The sequence below is a fragment of the Mesorhizobium sp. WSM3873 genome, assembly GCF_001672445.1.
Taxonomy (GTDB): Bacteria; Pseudomonadota; Alphaproteobacteria; order Rhizobiales; family Rhizobiaceae; genus Mesorhizobium.
On sequence record NZ_LYTM01000055.1, the window covers coordinates 100,255 to 120,330 of the forward strand.

Genomic DNA, 20,076 nt, shown 5'->3' on the forward strand with positions numbered 1-20,076 from the left:
ACTCCTCGCGACTGCCTCGGCGCTATCAGGTCGGCGGCGTGCCGTTCTCGTCCAGCACAGCGCCGGCGAAATAGAGCGAGCCGCCGATGAGGATGCGCGGCGCCGGACCGTCCCAGCTGTCGCGCAGCAGCATCAGCGCGTCGGCGACGGAGTTGACCGGCTCGGCCGACAGGCCGGCCTCGGTGGCGCGCAGCGCGAGCTCGTCATTGGGCACGCCGGCATCGCTCTTGCTCACCGGCACCGTGTAGACATGGCGGGCAAGCCCCTTGAAGGCGCTGAAATAGCCGGTCTGGTCCTTGGTGTTGATCATGCCGGCGATGAGGATCAGCGGGCGCGGATTCTTTTCCTCCTGCTCGGCCAGCGCTTCGGCGATGACGACGCCGGCGCCCGGATTGTGGCCGCCGTCGAGCCAGATCTCGGCGCCCTTTGGGGCAAGCTCAACCAACCTGCCCTGCGTCAGCTTTTGCATCCGGGCCGGCCACGCGGTGCTGGTCATCGCTTTTTCGGCAGCGCGATGGCTTATCTCGAAGCCGGCGGCCTTGACCGCGGCGATCGCCGCGGCGGCATTGGCGAACTGATGCCGACCGGGCAGGCGCGGCAGCGGCAGGTCCATCAGACCGTCCTCGTCCTGATAGACCATGCGGCCGTTCTCCTCGAAGGCCAGGAAATCCTGACCGTAAACGACGGTCGGGCAATCCAGCCGCTCCGCGGTCTCGATCAGCACCTCCAGCGCGGTCTCGCTTTCCTGCGCGCCGATCACCACCGGGCAGCCGCGCTTCATGATGCCGGCCTTTTCGGCCGCGATCAGCTCAACGCGGTCGCCGAGATAGGCTTCGTGATCCATCGACACAGGCATGATCACCGAGACGGCAGGCCGCGAAATGACATTGGTGGCATCGAAGCGGCCGCCGAGCCCGACCTCGATGATCGCCGCCTCGGCCGGATGCTCGGAAAACAGGATGAAGGTGACGGCGGTGAGGATCTCGAAAACGGTGATCTTCTGGCCTTGATTGGCCTTGGCGACGCGCGCGATGGCCTCGGCAAAGACATCGTCGTCGACCAGCTTGCCGCCGCCCTCGGCGGCCAGCCGGTAGCGCTCGTGCCAGTTCACCAGATGCGGCGAGGTGTGCACGTGGACGAGATGACCGGCCGCCTCCAGCAGCGCACGCGAGAAGGCGGCGCAGGAGCCCTTGCCGTTGGTGCCGGCGATGTGGATGACCGGCGGCAGCCGGTCCTGCGGGTTGCCGAGACGCTCGAGCAGGCGGGTGATGCGGTCCAGCGAAAGGTCGAAACCTTTCGGATGGAGAGTCATCAGATGTTCGATTTCACGATCGGCGGCGAGCGTTGTCATGGCCGAATCCTAGAGCATTTGCGGCGAAAGAACAGGATCGCCTTCAATGCTTTTCGTTCGTGTGCAATTCCGACCGCAAAACCGCTGCGCACTCTTGCTGGAATTGCTCTGGCGCATGGGCCCGAAAACCGGGATCGGCTTTCGAAAGATCATGCGCAAATAGCTACTGCGCAGCGCAGCTGGCGCAATCGCGGTGGGCGGCAAACGATGTCGCGTCAGGCCTGCGGCCGGGATTCGGCGTTGACGACGGCCGGCGGCAGGATCTCAGGCTCCAATGGCGTCTCGGCCACTGGGGTCTTGAGCAGCATCTTCAACAGTCGTGCGATGGTCGAGCGCATCTCCAGACGAGAGACCACCATGTCGACCATGCCGTGTTCCATCAGATATTCGGCGCGCTGGAAGCCATCGGGGAGTTTCTCGCGGATCGTCTGCTCGATGACGCGCGGCCCGGCGAAGCCGATCAGCGCGCCGGGCTCGGCGATGTGAACGTCGCCCAGCATGGCATAGGACGCGGTCACGCCGCCGGTGGTAGGGTTGGTCAGCACGACGATATAGGGCAGACCGGCTTCCTTCAGCCGGTCGACGCCTACCGTGGTGCGCGGCAATTGCATCAGCGAGAGGATGCCTTCCTGCATGCGGGCGCCGCCCGAGGCGGCGAACAGGATCAGCGGCCGCCTGCGCTGCAAAGCGACCTCGAAGGCATGGACGATGGCTTCGCCCGCGGCCATGCCGAGCGAGCCGCCCATGAAGGCGAAATCCTGCACGGTAACTACCACCGGCAGGCCTTCGATGGTGCCGACTGCGTTAAGAATCGCGTCCTCGAGGCTTGTCTTGGCCTTCGCCTCTTTCAGCCGATCGGTGTAGCGCTTCTCATCGCGGAACTTCAGCGGATCCTGCACGACCTTGGGGTTTTCCAGCGTCTCGTATCTGCCGTCGTCGAAGAAGTATTTCAGCCGCTCCTTGGCCGAGATCTTCATATGGTGGCCGGAAGACGGGATGACGAACTGGTTGGATTCGAGGTCCTTGTGGAAGATCATCTCGCCGGTCTCGGGATCCTTGATCCAGAGATTTTCCGGCATGTCGGTGCGCCGGCCGAGCATCGAATTGATCTTCGGTCGAACGTAGTTGGTGATCCAGTTCATCGCTTCGGCTCCTGTCCCGACGAAGAGACGTCCAGCAATTCCAGGAAAAGTGTGTGGCGGTTTTCCGTCCGGAATTGCGTAAAAACAAATAGTCAGACTATTCGGCGGCAGCAAGGCGGGCCGAGCGGACGCCCTGGGCAAGCCCGCTGACCAGCGTGGCGACCGCTTCGGCCGGATCGGCGGTCTTCTCGCCCTTGGGCCCGAGCACATTGGCGACCGCGTTGACAATCGCCGTGCCGACGACGACGCCGTCGGCTGAGGCGCCGATGGTACGCGCCTGCTCGGCGGTCTTGACGCCGAAGCCGACGCAGACCGGCAGCGCGGTGTGACCCTTGATCCGCTTGACCGCCGCCGACACCTTGGCAGTGTCGGCCAAGGCCGAGCCGGTGATGCCCGTCATCGATACGTAGTAGACGAAGCCGGAGGTGTTCTCGAGCACCTTCGGCAGGCGCTTGTCGTCGGTGGTCGGCGTCGCCAGGCGGATGAAATTGATGCCCGCCTTCAGCGCCGGAACGCAGAGCTCCTCGTCCATTTCCGGCGGCAGGTCGACAACGATCAGGCCGTCGATGCCGCTCGCCTTGGCGTCGGCCAGGAAGCGATCGACGCCGTAAATGTAGATCGGGTTGTAGTAGCCCATCAGCACGATCGGCGTTTCGTCGTCGCCGGCGCGGAATTCGGACGCCATCTTCAGCGTCTTGACCAGCGTCTGGCCGCCTTTCAGCGCCCTGAGACCCGCCGCCTGAATGGCCGGGCCGTCGGCCATCGGATCGGAGAACGGCATGCCGAGCTCGATGACATCGCTGCCGGCGCCGGGAAGCGCCTTCATGATAGCCAAAGATGTCTCGTAATCCGGATCGCCGCCCATGAAGTAGGTGACCAAAGCCGGACGGCCCTCGGATTTGAGCTTCGCCATGCGGCGGTCGATGCGGGTCGTCATTGTCAGATCTCCATGCCCAGCATCTTGGCCACCGTGTGCACGTCCTTGTCGCCGCGGCCGGACAGGTTGACGATGACGATCTGGTCCTTGTCCATTTTCGGCACGATCTTCATCGCATGCGCGATGGCGTGCGCCGATTCCAGCGCCGGGATGATGCCTTCGACCCGGGTCGTCAGTTGGAAGGCCTCCAGCGCCTCGTCGTCGAGGATCGGCTCATATTCGACGCGGCCCGAATCGCGCAGCCAGGCATGCTCGGGCCCGACGCCCGGATAGTCGAGACCGGCCGAGATCGAATGGCCGTCGAGAATCTGGCCGTCCGCATTCTGCAAGAGATAGGTGCGATTGCCGTGCAGCACGCCCGGCGCGCCGGCATTCATCGAGGCGCAGTGCTCGACGCCGTCGAGGCCGCGACCGCCGGCCTCGACGCCGATGATGCGCACATCCTTGTCGTCGAGGAAGGGGTGGAACAGGCCGATGGCGTTGGAGCCGCCGCCGACGGCGGCGATGATGACGTCGGGCAGCCGGCCCTCCTGCTCCAGCATCTGGGCGCGTGCTTCCGTGCCGATCACCGACTGGAAGTCGCGCACCAGCTCCGGATAGGGATGCGGGCCGGCGGCGGTGCCGATCAGATAATAGGTGTCCTCGACATTGGTGACCCAGTCACGCAGCGCCTCGTTCATCGCGTCCTTCAGCGTGCCGTGGCCGGCGGTGACCGGGCGAACCTCGGCGCCGAGCAGCTTCATGCGAAAGACGTTCGGGCTCTGGCGGGCGACGTCGGTTGCACCCATGTAAACCACGCAGGGATAGCCGAAGCGCGCAGCGACCGTGGCGGAAGCGACACCATGCTGGCCGGCACCGGTCTCGGCAATGATGCGCTTCTTGCCCATGCGCTTGGCGAGCAGGATCTGGCCGAGGCAATTGTTGATCTTGTGCGAGCCGGTGTGGTTCAGGTCCTCGCGCTTGAAATAGACCTTGGCGCCGCCCCCGAGGCCCTTCGCCGAGGAAACCTCGCGAAGATACCTTGTCAGGCCCTCGGCGAAATAGAGCTTCGACGGTCTACCGGCATAATGGGTCGAAAGGTTCTCCAGCTCCGCCTTGAACTCCGGATCATTCTTGGCCTTGTTCCACTGCTCTTCGAGATCGAGGATCAGCGGCATCAGCGTCTCGGCGACGAAGCGGCCGCCGAAAATGCCGAACATGCCCTGCTCGTCGGGCCCGGTGCGGAAGGAATTGGGCATAGCCGGCCTGTTCATCGCCGATCTCCTGAGTCTTTGCTTCTGAGCACGTCCTTATCGGAAAACCGGTTCCCACTTTTCCGGGACATGCTCGGGTTTGAAAACTTCCTCAGGCGGCGCGGTCGTCGCGCGCGGCCCTGACGGCCCGGAAAAACTGCTCGATCAGCGCCGGATCCTTGACGCCCGGAGCGCTCTCCACGCCGGAGGAGATGTCTATCCCGGGCGGATTGGCCAGTCTGAGGGCATCGCCGACATTGGCGGCGTTGAGCCCTCCGGAAAGCATGTAATCGAGGCCGGCGTCAAGGCCGGCAAGGATGCGCCAGTCGAAGGCGACGCCATTGCCGCCAGGCAATTGCGATCCCTTGGGCGGCTTGGCGTCGAACATCAAGCGGTCGGCAACGCCGACATAGGGCTTTATCCGCTCGAGATCCGCGGCTTCGCTGACCGACAGCACCTTCATCACCGGCAGGCCGTAGCGGGTCTTGAGCTCGGCCACCTGCACCGGCGTTTCGGAACCATGCAGTTGCAGCATATCCGGCTGCATCCTCGCGACAATCTCGTCGAGAAGGGCATCATCCGCATCCACGGTGACGGCAACCGCCTTGGCCTTGCCGATGGCCGCCTGGCGCAGACGGCCAGCCTCGGCCGGATCGACGAAGCGCGGGCTTTTGGCAAAGAAGATGAAGCCGACATGGCTGGCCCCGCCGGCAAGCGCGGCGGCCATCGCGGCGTCGGTCTTCAATCCGCAGATCTTGATGTCGAGCGTCATGGCGCGGGATTGGCACGAAAAGCCGCAAGAGTCGAGAAAAAGCATGCCGTTGCCGGGCCGGCGGAAAGCGCTACCTTTCGAATAGGGACACAGGCGGGAGCAGGAAGATCATGACCGACAAGACCGTCGCCGAACTCAGGCAGAAGATCGCGCAGGCGCGCGAGGTGATCGCGCATCTGATGGACAAGTCCGCTTTCAACGGCGCCGAGGCGCACCGGGCGCTCGACTATTTCGGCAGCGACGCGTTCGACCGGAATTTTTTGCCGTGGCCGCATGCGAGTGAGGAAGGGCTGCGGCCGGAGGAACTCAACGCGGCGAATGACGATTGAGCGGCTGCGGTGGGCCGCCAGCTATACGGGTGCCAGGGCGACGCCTACTCAAACACGATCGCCTGCAGCGCGCCGCCGTTGCGCTTCAGCCAGTCCTTGCAGCGATCGGTGTCGGGGCAGAGCTTTTCGCACAGCTTCCAGAATTTCGGTCCGTGGTTCATCTCTTTCAGATGCGCGACCTCATGCGCCACCAGGTAATTGATGACCGGCGGCGGCGCCATCATGATGCGCCACGAGAAGGACAGATTGCCCTCCGAGGTGCATGACCCCCAGCGGCTGGAGGTATCCTTGTAGCGGATCGCCTTGGCGCGCTTGCCGATCGCCTCGGTGTGCTTGACCACCAGCTTCTCGATCTCGCGCTTGGCCTCGCGTTTCAGATAATCGGCGATGCGGCGCGGCAGGTGGACACGCTCGCCATGGATGATGAGCAGCGGGCCGCGCTCGTCGCGCGCGATGGTGACGGTGCCGCGTTTGGCCGGCTCATGGACGATGCGGTGCGGCACGCCGCGGATCGGGATCTTGATGCCGGGCCGCACCTGCGGGCGCATCGGCACCTTGGCCAGGCGCTGCTCCAGCCAGTCCTGATGGCGGTCGAGGAACTTCTCCACCTCGCCGCGGCGCAAGCCGGGCGGCACGGTTATGCGCAGCCCCTGGCCGCCGGAATCGATACGCAGCGTCAACCGCCGGGCCCTCGCGCTCTCGACGATTTTGAGCGGCAGGGTGCGGCCGGCGACGCAATGCTCGCGCTCCACGACGGGCTTGGGTTCTGGCTTGGTCAGATTGCGAAAGAAGCCGAGGGTCATGGCCGGACGATACGCGATTCGAGAAAAACGACCAGTAGAGTGAGGCTACATGGAGAACAAAAAAGAAACGGCGCCGCTTGCGCGACGCCGCATGTCGGCCGAGCCTTATGATTGAGGCTCAGTCGTCAAGGAGGTTCGAGCCCTTGCCGCGCTTCGGCCCCGTCGCTCCGGTCGGACCACTCGTCGTGGTCGGCGCGGTCCGCTTGTTGCGCTCGGCCATGAAGCGGTCGAACTCTTCCTGGTCCTTGGCACGGCGCAGCTCGCGGGCATACTCGTCGAACTCGTTCAGCATCTCGTCGAGCTTGCGGCGCTCCTCGGCGAGGCGTTCGAGTTCCTTCTCGCGCCAGTCGTCGAAAGCGACGTTGCCGGTGCGGGACGAGCCATGGCCCCAGCGGGCCGCCTTTTCCGAGCCACGGCGGCAGCCGGCGAAGATGCCGTCGGTGGCGCGGTTGACATCGCGCTTGAAGCCTTCGAGCCGGTCGCCCCAGATGATGTAGGCAAGCATGGCGAAGCCCAGCGGCCAGAACACCATGAAGCCGATCACCATCAGCGCGATGGTCGCCGGCGTCCAGGCCGGACGGATCAATGCACTTGTGTTCATTTTCTCCCAATCCTTCCGTTGGAGACAGCCAAACCGGCTGCGTGGAATCGAAATGGGAAGGCGAAATCGGCGATTCAAGGCAAGTCCGGCCAAAACCGGCGAAAGGCCTGAAATGATTATCGCTTTTTGAGTTTCTCGAGGAAAAGCACTGCCATTCCGGCGACCAGCCCCCAAAAAGCCGCGCCGACGCCGAACAAGGTGAGCCCTGAGGCCGTCACCGCAAAGGTGAGCGTGGCCGGCATGCGCTCGCCCGCATCATGGAGCGCGATCGAGAGCGCGTTGGCTAAAGGCGCCATCAGCGCCAGGCCGGCGACCAGCACGATCAGGCTCTGCGGCAGGACGGCGAAGATCGCCACCAGCGAAGCGCCGAAGATGGCGAAGACCAGATAGGCGAGCGCATAGAACGGCCCCGTCTTCCAGCGCTCGGCGGGATCCGGATGGACATCCGGGCCGGTGCAGATCGCCGCGGAGATCGCCGCCAGATTGGTCGTCGAGGCGCCGAACGGCGCCGAGAGCAGCGAGAACAGCCCGGTGACGCCGATCAGCGGGCCAGGTTCCGGGTGGTAGCCGGCGGCTTTCAGCACCGCGAGACCGGAGAGGTTCTGCGAGGCCATGGTGACGAGGTAGAGCGGCAAGGCCAGGCCAATGATCGCCGAAACGGTGAACTGCGGAGCGATCAGCGTCAGTGTCGACAATTCCGGCGCCGGCAGGCCGCCGACGCGGCCGGTGAGGAAGGCGGCAAGGCCGCCGCCGATCAGCACGACAAGGACCGAAACCGCCGGGTTGAACAGCCGGATGACGAAGAAGGCGGCGATCAGCGGCAGGATCAGCCACGGATCGGCGGGAATGGCCTTGACCGCGTTGATGCCGAAGCCGACCAGGATGCCGGCCAGCATGCCGGACGCCACCGAGGCCGGAATCTGCGCGATCAGCCGGGTCAGCGGCTTGAACAGGCCGGTGGCGATCAAGAGGATGCCGGTGACGATGAAAGCGCCGACGGCTTGCGCCATGGTGAAGCCGCTGGAGGCCGCGATCAGCGCCAGGCCCGGCGTTGACCAGGCGGTGATGACCGGCATTTTCGTGCGCCAGGACAGCCACAGGCATTCGATGGCCATGGCCAGGCAGATCGCCGTCACCCCGCTCGCGGTCTCGATCTGAGTGGCGCCGATCGCCTTGGCGGCGGCAATGACGATGGCCAAAGTGCCGCCAAAGCCGACGATGGCCGCAACGAAGGCGGATATCGGGATGGAAATGCGCATGCTTATGAAACCCGCTGGATCAGGTCGCCGACGGCGCGGTTGAGCATGTCGAGATCCTCCGGGCGGGACAGGCGATGATCGCCGTCGGGGATAAGCGACAGCGTGACGTCATCGGCCGGCAGCAGTGCGGCGAGCTTCAGCGCATGACCGGAAGGCACGTCGGGATCGGCGAGACCCTGCAGGATATGTACCGGGCAATGAGTGTCGATCGGCCCGGTCATCACCCGGTTCGCGCGGCCGTCCTCGATCAGCGCGCGCGTGTAGATATAGGGCTCGGCGGAATAGTCGGACGGTTCCTCGAAAAATCCCTTTTTCGAAAGGTCGCGCTTCTGCGCCCTGGTCAGCACCGGCTCGATCAGCTCGACGGTAAAGTCGGGCGCCGGCGCAAGCAGCACCAGGCCGGCGATGCGGTCGTCGCCGGCCTTGCGCAATTCCTGCACCATGCGCAGCGCAATCCACGCCCCCATCGAGGAGCCGACCAGGATCTGCTTGCCCTTGCTGAAGCGGCGAAAGACGGCGAGGCTCTCGGCCAGCCATTTCGAGATCGTGCCCTCGGCGAATTCGCCGCCCGATTCGCCGTGGCCGGAATAGTCGTGGCGCAGATAGGCGCGGCCTTCGCGGCTCGCCCAGGCCGACAGCGCCTCGGCCTTGGTGCCCAGCATGTCGGACTTGTAGCCGCCCAGCCAGACGATGCCCGGCGCTGAGCCCAGCGCCTGCCTGACAGCGATCTGCGTTCCGTTCACGTCGATGAAAACTGGTGCGCTGGCGTCCATGACCTCGTCCTTCCGGCCGGTCTTTTGGCACATCCGGCGGTTCGCGGAAAAGTGCTCGCACCTTTTCTTTGCTTGGTGCAGGCAATGGCAAGCTTTGAGGTGATTTCCTGGCGAGGCTGTGCTATTGACTCCGGCCGCGCGCTCACCACATAGGCGCGTCCAAGCGATTGAACTCAAAGAAACCCTGAACGAAACGGCCGAGGAGACCACGACCATTCGCAGACCTTTCAAAGCAGCGGCCCCGACCAAGGACGGTCCGCGCTCCAACCGAGACATCCGGGTGCCCCGGGTCCAGCTCATCGACGCAGAAGGCCACAACCGTGGCGAAGTTTCCATCAACGACGCGCTGCTGCTGGCCGAAGAGGCCGGGCTGGATCTCGTCGAGATATCGCCCAACGCGCAGCCGCCCGTCGTCAAGATCCTCGATCTCGGCAAGCTGAAATACGCCAACCAGAAGAAGGCGGCCGAGGCGCGCAAGAACCAGAAGGTCATCGAGATCAAGGAGATCAAGATGCGCCCGAACATCGACAGCCATGACTACGAGACCAAGATGAAGGCCGTGCGGCGCTTCTTCGAGGACGGCGACAAGGTCAAGCTGACGCTGCGTTTCCGCGGCCGCGAAATGGCGCATATGGAACTCGGCATGCAGCTCCTGAACAAGGTGCGCGAGGAAGTCGCGCCGATCGCCAAGGTCGAGGCCGAGCCGAAGCTCGAAGGCCGACAGATGATGATGGTGCTGGCGCCCCGCTGACGGTGCGCCTCACGTTTCCTTTCCGTCCTGGAGCCATTCCGGCGCGATCGCCGCAAACTGTCGCGCCGATCACGGTTTCGCGAAGGAGAATTGACCGGCCGGCGCTGCTTGGTGCTCCAAAATCCGCCTGAATTGCCGCGCAGGGCGACCCGACGATCGGCGGGGCGCCTGTTTTTCTATCCGATCGCCGGCTTCTCGACGATCGAGCTCCTTGATCGCGAGCAAAATCGACGATCGGATTTTCCCGATCGCGACCAAATCGACGATCGGGTTTTCCCGATCGCGATCAAAACACGACGATCGGATTGGCCATGGTCGATGAAACAAAGATCCCGACCGACAACCAGATAGAAGGGTTGGGCGGCTACCAGTATATGCGCCGCATCGTACTGGCGGTGCTCATCGTGGTGCTGTTTGCGGCACTCCTGTTCGGCCAGTCGACGTTCCCTCCCGAGACGCCCGTGCACGAGACGATCGAGATGTTTGGCGTGCTCCTGATCTTCCTCGGCGTCGTCGGGCGCTTGTGGTCGACGCTTTACATCGGCGGCCGCAAGTCATCTGAGGTGGTCACCGGCGGGCCCTATTCGATCACCCGCAACCCGCTCTATCTGTTCTCGACCGTGGCGGCAGCCGGCGTTGGCGCGCAGATTGGCTCGTTTTCCGGCATCATCCTCTTCGCGGTCCTTTGCGCCGGCGCCTTCCACGTCGTCATCCTGCGCGAGGAGCGCTATCTCAAGGAAGTCCTCGGCGCTCCCTACAAAGCCTATCTGGCGCGCGTGCCGCGCTTCTTTCCAAAGCTTTCGCTCTACCAGGAAGGCGACACCGGCAGCTTCAAGCCGCGCCTGCTCTTGAACACGCTGCTCGACGGACTGGTGTTCCTGGTGGCGCTGCCGGCCTTCGAACTGATCGACGGCGCGCAGCAGTCGGGCGTGCTGCCGGTGTGGTTTACGCTGCCCTGAACGGGACAGCGCGCCGCAGGGCGTGAGGTGTTGCGCACGAGCCCTGTTTGATCTATAGGACCGCCGTTCCGCGTATCGGCCACGGAAATCATCTCTGATTTACGGAAAGCACGATACGCAGAGCAAATACAAAAACCGCCCGGCAGGGCATGCCGTGGCGGTTTCATTTGCTTTTCGGGCTTTGGTCGGCCCGAAGCGAGAAAAGAAGCGCGATGGTGCGCCACATTACGGAGTAGCAAAATGCCCAAGATGAAGACCAAATCGGCCGCCAAGAAGCGGTTCAAGATTACCGCCACCGGCAAGGTGCTGTCGGCTGCCGCCGGCAAGCGCCACGGCATGATCAAGCGTTCCAACAAGTTCATTCGCGATGCCCGCGGCACGATGGTTCTGGCTGAACCGGACGGCAAGAAGGTCATCAAGAATTTTCTGCCGAACGGCCTTTAAGCATTCGGTCCGGAACAGCGTTTTAAGGAGATCATGACATGGCACGCGTAAAGAGAGGCGTCACCGCCCACGCCAAGCACAAGAAGGTCCTGAAAGCCGCCAAGGGCTTCTACGGCCGTCGCAAGAACACCATCCGCATCGCCAAGCAGGCGGTGGAAAAGTCGCTGCAGTACGCCTATCGCGACCGCAAGAACCGCAAGCGCTCGTTCCGCGCGCTGTGGATCCAGCGCATCAATGCAGCGGTGCACGAGCACGGCCTGACCTATGGCCGCTTCATCGACGGCCTCAACAAGGCCGGCATCGAGATCGACCGCAAGGTCCTTTCGGACATGGCCATCCACGAGCCGCAGGCTTTCGCAGCCCTTGTGGCCAAGGCCAAGGTGGCGCTCGAATATCTGAAGAACACCACGCCGAATGCTTTTGAGAGCGCTGTCGCCTAAGCCAGCGCTTCCCAAGCATTCGCTATTCTGATTTGGGGAACCCGCGCTGGCACGGCTGGCGCGGGTTTTTCTTATGCCTGATGCAACCAAATTGGTGACGCGCCGGACCCCGGTGGTTGCCCGATCGAGAGAGTTTCGCCGTGAACGCCACCGCTGGAAATCTTGAAACCCTTGAAGCTTCTTTGATGGCCGACATCGCGGCCGCGGCCGACGAGCAGGCGATCGAGGCTGTGCGCGTCTCGGCGCTGGGCAAGAAGGGCTCGGTCTCCGAGATGCTGAAAACGCTCGGCGCGATGAGCACCGAGGAGCGGCAGGTCAAGGGCCCGGCGATCAATGGGCTGAAGAACCGCGTCACCGAGGCACTGACGGCGCGCAAGTCGGAGCTGAAGGACGTGGCGATCGCAGCGCGGCTCGCCGCCGAGACGGTCGACGTCACGCTGCCGGTGCGCCAGTCGCCGGCCGAGCGCGGCCGCATCCATCCGATCAGCCAGGTGATCGACGAGATCGCCGCGATCTTCGGCGACCTCGGCTTCGCGATCGCGGAAGGTCCGGACATCGAGACCGACTACTACAATTTCACCGCGCTCAATTTCCCCGAAGGCCACCCGGCGCGCGAGATGCACGACACCTTCTTCTTCCAGCCGGACGAGAAGGGCGAACGCAAGCTTTTGCGCACGCACACCTCGCCCGTGCAGATCCGCACCATGGAGCAGCAGAAGCCGCCGATCCGCATCGTCATCCCCGGCAAGACCTACCGGCAGGATTCGGACGCAACGCACTCGCCGATGTTCCATCAGGTCGAGGGGCTGGTGATCGACAAGACCGCCAACATCGCCAACATGAAGTGGGTGCTGGAGGAATTCTGCAAGGCCTTCTTCGAAGTGCCGAGCGTCAAGATGCGCTTCCGGCCGTCCTTCTTCCCGTTCACCGAGCCCAGCCTCGAGGTCGACATCCAATGCGACCGCTCGCGGCCAGGCGAAGTGCGCTTCGGCGAAGGCTCCGACTGGATGGAGATCCTGGGCTGCGGCATGGTGCATCCCAACGTATTGCGTTACGGCGGGCTCGATCCCGACGAATACCAGGGCTTTGCCTGGGGCATGGGCATCGACCGCATCGCCATGCTGAAATACGGCATGCCGGACCTGCGCGCCTTCTTCGACGCCGACGTGCGCTGGCTCACGCATTACGGCTTCCGGCCGCTCGACATGCCGACGCTGTTCGGGGGCCTTTCCACATGACTGCTCCCCACACCGGGGGCTGCCGCTGCGGTGCCGTGCGGTTCGAGGCCTCGGCCGAGCCGCACCACATCAGCTATTGCCATTGCGGCGATTGCCGGCGTGCCAGCGGCGCGCCGGTGTCGGCCTTTATCGGCTTCGCCGCCGACCAGATCGCGCTCGAAGGCAAGTCGCTGAAGAGCTACCGGAACGGCCCGGTGGCGCGCTCGTTCTGCGGCATTTGCGGCTCGCCGATCGCCTATAGCGACGAGCGGCTCGCCGGCCATATTTACTTCACGCTCGGCGCCATGGACATGCCTGCCTATTTCAGGCCGACGCTGCATGCGCATGTGCGCGAGCAGCTGCCCTTCCTGCATATGCCCGATTCACTGCCGCGGCACCTCAAGACGAGCGTGGCTAGACCTGACGCGCAAAGCCCTTCCTACGGAACACAGTCATGAAATTCACCCTCTCCTGGCTCAAGGACCATCTCGAGACCGACGCTTCGCTTGCCGAAATCGTCGAGCGGCTGACGGCGATCGGCCTCGAAGTCGAACATGTCGACGACAAGGCGGGCCTAAAACCCTTTGTCATAGCCAAGGTGCTGACTGCCGTGCAGCATCCCGACGCCGACCGGCTGCGGGTGCTTACGGTCGATACCGGCGACGGCAAGCCGCCGGTGCAGGTGGTGTGCGGGGCGCCCAACGCCCGCGCCGGCCTGGTCGGCGCTTTTGCTGCGCCCGGCACCTATATTCCCGGCATCGACGTCACGCTTTCGGTCGGCAAGATCCGCGGCGTCGAGAGCCATGGCATGATGTGCTCCGAACGCGAGCTGCAGCTTTCGGACGAGCATACCGGCATCATCGACCTGCCCGAAGACGCACCGGTCGGCACCAGCTTCGCCGCCTACGCCCATCTCGACGATCCGGTGATCGAGATCAACCTGACGCCGAACCGCCCCGATGCGACCAGCGTCTACGGCATCGCGCGCGACCTCGCGGCGAGCGGCCTCGGCCGGCTGACCGGCGGCGCGATCATGCCGCATGCCGGCGACGGCATGTGCCCTGTCAAGGTCAAGATCGAGGCGCCGGAACTCTGCCCCGGCTTCGCGCTGACGCTGGTGAAGGGCGTGAAGAACGGCCCGTCGCCGAAATGGCTGCAGCAGCGGCTGATCGCCATCGGGCTTCGGCCGATCAGCGCGCTGGTCGACATCACCAACTACGTCACCTTCGACCGCGGCCGGCCGCTGCATGTGTTCGACGCGAAGAAGGTCGCCGGCAACCTTGTGGTGCGCCGCGCCAGGGACGGTGAAAAGGTGCTGGCGCTCGACGGACGCGAATACTCGCTGACGGCCGAGATGTGCGTGATCGCCGACGACAACGGCATCGAATCGATTGCCGGCATCATGGGCGGCGAGCATTCGGGCTGCGACGAGAACACCACCGACGTGCTGATCGAATCGGCGCTCTGGGACCCGATCACGACGGCCCGCACCGGTCGCACCCTCGGCATCATCAGCGATGCGCGCTACCGCTTCGAGCGCGGCGTCGACCCTGAGTTCATGGTGCCCGGCGTCGAGCTCGCGACCAAGCTGGTGCTGGAATTCTGCGGCGGCACGCCGACCGAAATCGAGGTGGCGGGCTATGCCGGCCACAAGCCGAAGATCATTTCCTTCCCGCTGTCGGAAGTGAAGCGGCTGACCGGCATCGAGGTGCCGAGAGAAGAAGCGCTCACTATACTGACCCGTCTCGGCTTCGAGCCGCGCAGCTCAGGTGACGCCGTCGAGGTGAAGGTCCCCTCCTGGCGTCCGGATGTCGACGGCAAGGCCGATCTCGTCGAGGAAGTGATGCGCATCCACGGCGTCGACAACATAGCGCCGCAGCCGCTCACCTCGCATGACGCGGTCAACGGCAGGATCCTGACCATGCTGCAGGTGCGCACCCGGGCCGCCAAGCGCGCGCTCGCCGTGCGCGGCATGATGGAGGCGGTCACCTGGTCGTTCATTCCGGCGAAACACGCGGAGCTGTTCGGCGGCGGCCAGAACGGGCTGAAGCTCGCCAATCCGATCGCCGCCGACATGTCCGACATGCGGCCGTCGCTGCTGCCCGGGCTGATCAGCGCCGCCCAGCGCAATGCCGATCGGGGCATCGGCGACGTGGCGCTGTTCGAAGTGTCCGGCACCTATGAAGGCGACTTGGCCGACCAGCAGCGGCGCGTCGCCGCGGGCGTGCGGCGGGGCACCGCCAAGCTCGACGGCTCGGGCCGCAGCTGGGCCGGCAATGCCGGGCCGGTCGGCGTGTTCGACGCCAAGGCCGATGCGATCGCGGCGCTCGAAGCTTGCGGCGCGCCGGTCGACAGGCTGCAGATCGAGCCCGGCGGCCCGGCCTGGTACCACCCCGGACGCTCAGGCAGGATCAAGCTCGGGCCGAAGACCGTGCTCGGCACTTTCGGCGAGTTCCATCCAAGGACGCTCGAAGTGCTCGACGCCTCTGGGCCGCTCTGCGGCTTCGAGGTCTTTGTCGATGCCGTGCCGGAGCCGAAGGCCAAGCCAACGCGCACCAAGCCGAAGCTGGAGCTTTCACCCTTCCAGACGGTGAAGCGCGATTTTGCTTTCGTCGTCGACCGGACGGTCGAGGCCGGCACGCTGGTGCGGGCAGCTTTGGCCGCCGACAAGAAGCTGGTCACCGGCGTCTCGGTGTTCGACGTGTTCGAAGGCGCTGCGCTCGGCGCCGCCAAGAAGTCGATCGCCATCGAAGTCTCGATCCAGCCGGTCGAAAAGACGCTGACCGACGAGGATTTCGAGGCGCTGGCGAAACGCATCGTCGAGAACGTCAACAAGCAGACGGGCGGCGTGCTCAGAACATGAGGCATTGCGGAGCGATGGCGAATCGCCCTCCAAAGGGCGATGCACCATCTCCGCTATTCCGGCCTGCCTTTCGAGGAGCAGCGCGCGGCGTTCCTCGAAATCGTAACGGCGGACCCGCTGCTTGCCAATACACTGGCGCGAGTGCGTGCGCTGGCGTTGCCGGACTGGCTGGTGGTTTCCGGCGCGCTTTACAACAGCATCTGGAACCATCTCACCGGCAGGCCCTCAGGCTACGGCATCAAGGATGTCGATCTGTTCTATTTCGACGGCACCGATCTCTCCTACGAGGCCGAGGACGCGGTGATCCGCCGGGCGGCGCAGCATTTCGAAGGACTGACGCTACCGGTGGAGGTGCGAAATCAGGCACGCGTGCACCTGTGGTATCCGGCCAAGTTCGGGCAGGCATGCCCGCGCTACACGAGCGCGAGTGAATCGATCGGCTATTTCGCCTCGAAGACGCATGCGGTCGGGGTGCGGTTCGACGCAGACGAGGCGTTGGAGCTGGTGGCGCCGTTCGGGCTCGATGACATTTTTTCGTTCCGCATCACGCCGAACCGGGTGCTGGACAACCAGCGGACGCATGAGGCGAAGGGGAGGAGGGCGCGAGAGAACTGGCCGGAGATCAGCGTCGTGCCTTGGTAGGTCAGCGCGAGGCGCCCCCCTCTGTCCTGCCGGACAGAGGGGGCGCTGTCCCGCCAGCGTCTCAAAGCAAGCTGAAATGTCTAACCATTCACCAGCGCCAGCAGCTCTTCAGTATAGCGCTTGCCGACGACCTTGTCGGGCGACAGCGCGTCGCCGATGGCCGCGATCTCGGCGGCGCTCAGCTTGATCCCGGCCGCTGCCGTGTTCTGCTCCAAATGGCGGATCTTGCGCGCGCCGGGGATCGGCACGATGAAATCGCCCTGGTGCAGCACCCAAGCGAGCGCCAGTTGCGCCGCTGTCACGCCCTTTTCCATCGCCAACTTTTCCAGCACGGCAATGACGGCATTGTTGGCTTCCATGGCTTCGGCCTGGAAGCGCGGCAGGCCGAGGCGCCAGTCGCCGGCGCCGAGCGCGTCGGGCTTGGCGATGGTGCCGGTGAGCAGGCCGCGGCCGAGCGGGCTGTAGGGCACGAAGCCGATGCCGAGCTCGCGGCAGACGGCAAAGACCTCGTCCTCGGGATCGCGGCTCCACAGCGAATACTCGCTCTGCACGGCGGCGATCGGGTGCACGGCATGCGCCCGGCGCAGCGTGGCGCCGCTCACTTCCGACAGGCCGAGCGCCCGCACCTTGCCCTCGCGCACCAGCTCGGCCATGGCGCCGACCGTGTCCTCGATCGGCACGTTCGGGTCAACGCGATGCTGGTAGTAGAGGTCGATGACGTCGGTATCGAGCCGCTTCAGCGAGGCCTCCGCCACCGCCTTGACGTGCTCAGGGCGGCTGTCGACGCCGATCATGCGGTCGATGCCCGAACCGTGCTCGGATATCTTGAAGCCGAATTTGGTGGCGATGGTGACCTTCTCGCGTACCGGCTTCAGCGCCTTGCCGAGCAGGATCTCGTTCTCGTAAGGGCCATAGACTTCGGCGGTATCGAAGAAGGTGACACCGATCTCGACGGCGCGGCGCAGCGTGGCGATGGCTTCCGCCTCCGGCTGTCCGCCATAGACAAAGCTCATGCCCATGCAGCCGAGGCCGACGGGGAAGACTTCGAGTTCAGTTCCTAATTTGCGGGTTTGCATGGCGCATCTCCTTGTTGCGATGGAGATGAAATAGCGCCTAGGCATCCGTTCGATAATCATGTCTCTTTCGCACAGCTCGCTCTATAAGATAGATCAATGAACCGGACGAACCTTTCCCAGCTGGCCGTTCTCGCCGCGGTCGCGCAATGCGCCAGCTTCCGCGGCGCGGCCCGCGAGCTCGGCATCGCGCCGTCGGCGGTCAGCCATGCGGTGGCGAGCCTGGAGGCGCGGCTCGGCGTGCGGCTTCTGGCGCGCAGCACGCGCAGTGTCGCCCCGACCGAGGAAGGCGCGCGGCTGTTGGAGCGCCTGCGGCCGGCACTGTCCGAGATCGACCTGGCGCTGGAAACGGCGGTCGAGACGCGCGACCGGCCGGCTGGCAATCTCAGGCTTAGCGTGCCGCGCACCGCCGCGCATCTGGTGCTGACGCCGCGGCTCGCTGCCTTCACGGCCGCCTATCCCGAGATCATGTTGGAGATCGTGATCGAGGACCGCTTCACGGATGTGGTGGAGGGTGGGTTCGACGCCGGTGTCAGGCTGGGCGAAAGCCTGCAGCGCGACATGATCGCGGCGCGCATCGGGCCGAACATCCGCGGCGCGGTGGTCGGCGCGCCTTCCTACTTCGCGACCATGCCCAAACCGCGCCATCCATGCGATCTCGCCGATCACCGCTGCATTCGCTTCCGCTTCTCCAGCGGCATCCTCTACCGCTGGGAGTTCGAGAAGGACGGCGAGGAAATCGAGATCGCCGCACAAGGGCCGCTGATCCTCGATGAGGACCATCTGATCGCCCAGGCGGCGATCGACGGCGCCGGGCTCGCCTTCGTCTTCCAGGACTATGTGAAGGCGCCGCTCGCCGATGGCCGGCTGATCCGCGTGCTGGAGGACTGGTGCCCCGCCTTCGACGGCTTCTTCGTCTACTACCCAAGCCGCCGCCAGATGCGGCCGGCGTTGCGGGCCTTCGTCGATTTCTTCAAGGTGAGCGGGTAGGGCTCCTCCGTTCCGCTTGTGGGGAGGGCTGGAAGAAAGGTGATTTCAGCGACGTTTTTCGACCATGCAATCGTCCATCACCAACACCGCCACCCGCTATGGCTGGGCGATGATCATCCTTCACTGGCTGATCGGCATCATCTTCATCGGCCAGTTCGTGCTCGGCTTCGTGATGATGCGGATCGACAGCCAGCGGACATCCTTCGAGCTGATCCAGCTGCATAAGTCCTTCGGCTTCCTGCTGCTTGGGCTGGTCATCCTGCGCATCGCCTGGCGTGTCGGCGATGCGGCGCCAGCACTCCCGCCTTCGGTGGGAACATTGGAGCGCAAGGCAGCGCCGCTGGCGCATTTCGCGCTTTACGCCTTCCAGGTTGCCCTGCCGCTCTCCGGCTGGGCGCTGGTCTCGGTCTCGACGCTGGAAATCCCGACGATGCCGTTCAACCAGTTCGTCATGCCCGACCTGCCGCTCGCCGAATCCGACGCCGCGGAAAGCTTCTGGTCGGCCGCGCATTGGTATCTTGCCTATGCCGGCATCGCGCTGGTCGCGTTGCATATCCTTGCTGCGATGCGCCACCATTTCCTGCTGCGCGACAGCGTGCTCACGCGCATAATCACGCCTTCGTCAGCCCGGGAATAGGGCGGGCCGCCCGTTCGTTGGTGGCGGGAAGACAGCAATGCGCTGGTTCAGGATAGGAAAGATGTCGATGCATGCGCGCATCCTCGGATTGGCGGCCTTTGCCGCTTGCCTTGCCGCGCCGGTTTGCGCCGCGGTGGCGCTCAGTGACGCCGCCGGCAGCTATACGATCAGCCCGGCGGGCTCCTCGATCCGCTTCACCATCGGCAAGGCCGGCGGTGGCGGCTTCGGCGGTGCCTTCGGCCGCTTCAAGGGCACGATCCGCATCGACAATGCCGATGTCGGGCGCTCGAAGGTCAACCTCACCATCTTTCCGGAAAGCGTCGGCACCGGCCAGGGCCGCATCGATGCTTTCCTGCGTTCCGACGCCGTCTTCGACAGCGCCAACAATCCGGAGATCCAGTTCCGCTCGACAAACGTGACCCGCACCGGCGAGACCACCGCCGTGGTCACCGGCCGGCTGACGGCGCGCGGCAAGACGTTTTCGGAAAAGTTCACGGCCGAGCTCGATGGGCTGAAGTCAGGAACCATCAAGTTCCATGTCACCGGCAAGGTGCTCAGATCGCGCTACGGCATGGATGTCGGCACGCCGATCTATTCCAACGTCGTCGACTTCGACATGACCCTGACGGGGAGAAGGGGTTAGCTCTGGTCGCGCATCCTCGGGTTCGTCATCCTAGGGCGGAGCAAGGAGCGAAGCGACGCGCGCAGACCCTAGGATCCATGCCGTGACGCTAAGGCGTTGCAACGGTTACAGAATTCTGCATCCCTGCACTTTACGTCATAGGTCACGGAATGGATCCTCGGATCAAGCCCGAGGATGACGAAGGCGCTTTGTGGCCCGCGTCTGCGATTGGCTTTTCT

At 64.5% G+C, this 20,076-nt stretch carries 22 protein-coding genes; 12 read left to right on the forward strand and 10 right to left on the reverse strand.

The window, feature by feature from the left end; genetic code table 11:
• Nucleotides 1-25: 25 nt before the first annotated feature.
• From A9K71_RS26465 to A9K71_RS26485, 5 genes are all read right to left on the reverse strand, one after another.
• Complete coding sequence (locus tag A9K71_RS26465; RefSeq protein ID WP_067002937.1) at nucleotides 26-1,351, reverse strand: folylpolyglutamate synthase/dihydrofolate synthase family protein; 1,326 nt, start codon at nucleotides 1,349-1,351, stop codon at nucleotides 26-28.
• Nucleotides 1,352-1,566: 215 nt separating this feature from the next.
• On the reverse strand, nucleotides 1,567-2,493 hold the full coding sequence (accD, locus tag A9K71_RS26470) for an acetyl-CoA carboxylase, carboxyltransferase subunit beta (protein ID WP_067002939.1): 927 nt from the start codon (nucleotides 2,491-2,493) through the stop codon (nucleotides 1,567-1,569).
• 97 nt (nucleotides 2,494-2,590) lie between these two features.
• On the reverse strand, nucleotides 2,591-3,430 hold the full coding sequence (trpA, locus tag A9K71_RS26475) for a tryptophan synthase subunit alpha (protein WP_067002941.1): 840 nt from the start codon (nucleotides 3,428-3,430) through the stop codon (nucleotides 2,591-2,593).
• Nucleotides 3,431-3,432: 2 nt separating this feature from the next.
• Complete coding sequence (gene trpB, locus A9K71_RS26480; protein ID WP_067002944.1) at nucleotides 3,433-4,683, reverse strand: tryptophan synthase subunit beta; 1,251 nt, start codon at nucleotides 4,681-4,683, stop codon at nucleotides 3,433-3,435.
• Between the two features lie 91 nt (nucleotides 4,684-4,774).
• Nucleotides 4,775-5,434, reverse strand: a complete 660-nt coding sequence (locus A9K71_RS26485) for a phosphoribosylanthranilate isomerase (RefSeq protein WP_067002946.1) — start codon at nucleotides 5,432-5,434, stop codon at nucleotides 4,775-4,777.
• A 110-nt stretch (nucleotides 5,435-5,544) separates the two neighbouring features.
• Here A9K71_RS26485 and A9K71_RS26490 point away from each other — a divergent pair, with 110 nt between their 5' ends.
• Nucleotides 5,545-5,763, forward strand: a complete 219-nt coding sequence (locus A9K71_RS26490) for a hypothetical protein (RefSeq protein WP_067002948.1) — start codon at nucleotides 5,545-5,547, stop codon at nucleotides 5,761-5,763.
• A 44-nt stretch (nucleotides 5,764-5,807) separates the two neighbouring features.
• Here the strand turns inward: A9K71_RS26490 and A9K71_RS26495 are convergent, their stop codons facing one another.
• The 4 genes from A9K71_RS26495 to A9K71_RS26510 all read right to left on the reverse strand — a co-directional run bounded on the left by A9K71_RS26495 (nucleotide 5,808) and on the right by A9K71_RS26510 (nucleotide 9,199).
• Nucleotides 5,808-6,566 (reverse strand): M48 family metallopeptidase, encoded by a 759-nt coding sequence (locus tag A9K71_RS26495; protein ID WP_067002950.1) that lies wholly within the window; start codon nucleotides 6,564-6,566, stop codon nucleotides 5,808-5,810.
• Nucleotides 6,567-6,684: 118 nt separating this feature from the next.
• Nucleotides 6,685-7,167: a DUF2852 domain-containing protein gene (locus A9K71_RS26500; RefSeq protein ID WP_067002952.1), complete on the reverse strand. Its 483-nt coding sequence runs from the start codon at nucleotides 7,165-7,167 to the stop codon at nucleotides 6,685-6,687.
• A gap of 116 nt (nucleotides 7,168-7,283) precedes the next feature.
• Nucleotides 7,284-8,426, reverse strand: coding sequence for a benzoate/H(+) symporter BenE family transporter (locus A9K71_RS26505; protein ID WP_082980726.1), 1,143 nt, complete (start codon nucleotides 8,424-8,426; stop codon nucleotides 7,284-7,286).
• A gap of 2 nt (nucleotides 8,427-8,428) precedes the next feature.
• Nucleotides 8,429-9,199, reverse strand: coding sequence for an alpha/beta hydrolase (locus A9K71_RS26510; protein ID WP_067003280.1), 771 nt, complete (start codon nucleotides 9,197-9,199; stop codon nucleotides 8,429-8,431).
• Between the two features lie 214 nt (nucleotides 9,200-9,413).
• On the opposite strand from A9K71_RS26510, the gene infC reads away from it, so the two are divergent.
• From infC to A9K71_RS26550, 8 genes are all read left to right on the forward strand, one after another.
• On the forward strand, nucleotides 9,414-9,950 hold the full coding sequence (gene infC, locus A9K71_RS26515) for a translation initiation factor IF-3 (RefSeq protein ID WP_067003282.1): 537 nt from the start codon (nucleotides 9,414-9,416) through the stop codon (nucleotides 9,948-9,950).
• A 311-nt stretch (nucleotides 9,951-10,261) separates the two neighbouring features.
• Nucleotides 10,262-10,909: an isoprenylcysteine carboxylmethyltransferase family protein gene (locus tag A9K71_RS26520; protein WP_067002956.1), complete on the forward strand. Its 648-nt coding sequence runs from the start codon at nucleotides 10,262-10,264 to the stop codon at nucleotides 10,907-10,909.
• A 240-nt stretch (nucleotides 10,910-11,149) separates the two neighbouring features.
• A complete protein-coding gene (rpmI, locus tag A9K71_RS26525; RefSeq protein ID WP_027166935.1) occupies nucleotides 11,150-11,353 on the forward strand; it encodes a 50S ribosomal protein L35 in 204 nt (67 codons plus the stop codon).
• A 38-nt stretch (nucleotides 11,354-11,391) separates the two neighbouring features.
• Nucleotides 11,392-11,793 (forward strand): 50S ribosomal protein L20, encoded by a 402-nt coding sequence (gene rplT, locus A9K71_RS26530; protein WP_040968947.1) that lies wholly within the window; start codon nucleotides 11,392-11,394, stop codon nucleotides 11,791-11,793.
• Between the two features lie 185 nt (nucleotides 11,794-11,978).
• Nucleotides 11,979-13,031: a phenylalanine--tRNA ligase subunit alpha gene (gene pheS, locus A9K71_RS26535; RefSeq protein WP_067002958.1), complete on the forward strand. Its 1,053-nt coding sequence runs from the start codon at nucleotides 11,979-11,981 to the stop codon at nucleotides 13,029-13,031.
• Nucleotides 13,028-13,468, forward strand: coding sequence for a GFA family protein (locus A9K71_RS26540; RefSeq protein WP_067002960.1), 441 nt, complete (start codon nucleotides 13,028-13,030; stop codon nucleotides 13,466-13,468). Before pheS ends, A9K71_RS26540 begins: the two co-directional genes overlap by 4 nt.
• Nucleotides 13,465-15,873: a phenylalanine--tRNA ligase subunit beta gene (pheT, locus tag A9K71_RS26545; RefSeq protein ID WP_067002962.1), complete on the forward strand. Its 2,409-nt coding sequence runs from the start codon at nucleotides 13,465-13,467 to the stop codon at nucleotides 15,871-15,873. The genes A9K71_RS26540 and pheT overlap by 4 nt, the downstream gene beginning before the upstream one ends.
• Nucleotides 15,874-15,912: 39 nt before the next feature.
• Complete coding sequence (locus tag A9K71_RS26550; protein WP_067002964.1) at nucleotides 15,913-16,515, forward strand: nucleotidyltransferase family protein; 603 nt, start codon at nucleotides 15,913-15,915, stop codon at nucleotides 16,513-16,515.
• 80 nt (nucleotides 16,516-16,595) lie between these two features.
• On the opposite strand, the gene A9K71_RS26555 is transcribed toward A9K71_RS26550, so the two are convergent.
• The gene (locus A9K71_RS26555; RefSeq protein WP_067002966.1) at nucleotides 16,596-17,591 is read right to left on the reverse strand and encodes an aldo/keto reductase; all 996 of its coding nucleotides are present in this window, start codon (nucleotides 17,589-17,591) and stop codon (nucleotides 16,596-16,598) included.
• Between the two features lie 96 nt (nucleotides 17,592-17,687).
• On the opposite strand from A9K71_RS26555, the gene A9K71_RS26560 reads away from it, so the two are divergent.
• The 3 genes from A9K71_RS26560 (at nucleotide 17,688) to A9K71_RS26570 (ending at nucleotide 19,858) form a co-directional block, all read left to right on the forward strand.
• On the forward strand, nucleotides 17,688-18,578 hold the full coding sequence (locus tag A9K71_RS26560) for a LysR family transcriptional regulator (protein ID WP_067002968.1): 891 nt from the start codon (nucleotides 17,688-17,690) through the stop codon (nucleotides 18,576-18,578).
• Nucleotides 18,579-18,642: 64 nt separating this feature from the next.
• A complete protein-coding gene (locus tag A9K71_RS26565) occupies nucleotides 18,643-19,215 on the forward strand; it encodes a cytochrome b (protein WP_067002971.1) in 573 nt (190 codons plus the stop codon).
• A 67-nt stretch (nucleotides 19,216-19,282) separates the two neighbouring features.
• A complete protein-coding gene (locus tag A9K71_RS26570; RefSeq protein WP_067003284.1) occupies nucleotides 19,283-19,858 on the forward strand; it encodes a YceI family protein in 576 nt (191 codons plus the stop codon).
• Nucleotides 19,859-20,076 lie beyond the last annotated feature (218 nt).

Coding starts and splice junctions, on each gene's coding strand:
- A9K71_RS26465 (WP_067002937.1), bottom strand. CDS start 1,351: ATGACAACGCTCGCCGCCGATCGTGAAATCGAACATCTGATGACTCTC.
- accD (WP_067002939.1), bottom strand. CDS start 2,493: ATGAACTGGATCACCAACTACGTTCGACCGAAGATCAATTCGATGCTC.
- trpA (WP_067002941.1), bottom strand. CDS start 3,430: ATGACGACCCGCATCGACCGCCGCATGGCGAAGCTCAAATCCGAGGGC.
- trpB (WP_067002944.1), bottom strand. CDS start 4,683: ATGAACAGGCCGGCTATGCCCAATTCCTTCCGCACCGGGCCCGACGAG.
- A9K71_RS26485 (WP_067002946.1), bottom strand. CDS start 5,434: ATGACGCTCGACATCAAGATCTGCGGATTGAAGACCGACGCCGCGATG.
- A9K71_RS26490 (WP_067002948.1), top strand. CDS start 5,545: ATGACCGACAAGACCGTCGCCGAACTCAGGCAGAAGATCGCGCAGGCG.
- A9K71_RS26495 (WP_067002950.1), bottom strand. CDS start 6,566: ATGACCCTCGGCTTCTTTCGCAATCTGACCAAGCCAGAACCCAAGCCC.
- A9K71_RS26500 (WP_067002952.1), bottom strand. CDS start 7,167: ATGAACACAAGTGCATTGATCCGTCCGGCCTGGACGCCGGCGACCATC.
- A9K71_RS26505 (WP_082980726.1), bottom strand. CDS start 8,426: ATGCGCATTTCCATCCCGATATCCGCCTTCGTTGCGGCCATCGTCGGC.
- A9K71_RS26510 (WP_067003280.1), bottom strand. CDS start 9,199: ATGGACGCCAGCGCACCAGTTTTCATCGACGTGAACGGAACGCAGATC.
- A9K71_RS26520 (WP_067002956.1), top strand. CDS start 10,262: ATGGTCGATGAAACAAAGATCCCGACCGACAACCAGATAGAAGGGTTG.
- rpmI (WP_027166935.1), top strand. CDS start 11,150: ATGCCCAAGATGAAGACCAAATCGGCCGCCAAGAAGCGGTTCAAGATT.
- rplT (WP_040968947.1), top strand. CDS start 11,392: ATGGCACGCGTAAAGAGAGGCGTCACCGCCCACGCCAAGCACAAGAAG.
- pheS (WP_067002958.1), top strand. CDS start 11,979: ATGGCCGACATCGCGGCCGCGGCCGACGAGCAGGCGATCGAGGCTGTG.
- A9K71_RS26540 (WP_067002960.1), top strand. CDS start 13,028: ATGACTGCTCCCCACACCGGGGGCTGCCGCTGCGGTGCCGTGCGGTTC.
- pheT (WP_067002962.1), top strand. CDS start 13,465: ATGAAATTCACCCTCTCCTGGCTCAAGGACCATCTCGAGACCGACGCT.
- A9K71_RS26550 (WP_067002964.1), top strand. CDS start 15,913: ATGCACCATCTCCGCTATTCCGGCCTGCCTTTCGAGGAGCAGCGCGCG.
- A9K71_RS26555 (WP_067002966.1), bottom strand. CDS start 17,591: ATGCAAACCCGCAAATTAGGAACTGAACTCGAAGTCTTCCCCGTCGGC.
- A9K71_RS26560 (WP_067002968.1), top strand. CDS start 17,688: ATGAACCGGACGAACCTTTCCCAGCTGGCCGTTCTCGCCGCGGTCGCG.
- A9K71_RS26565 (WP_067002971.1), top strand. CDS start 18,643: ATGCAATCGTCCATCACCAACACCGCCACCCGCTATGGCTGGGCGATG.
- A9K71_RS26570 (WP_067003284.1), top strand. CDS start 19,283: ATGCATGCGCGCATCCTCGGATTGGCGGCCTTTGCCGCTTGCCTTGCC.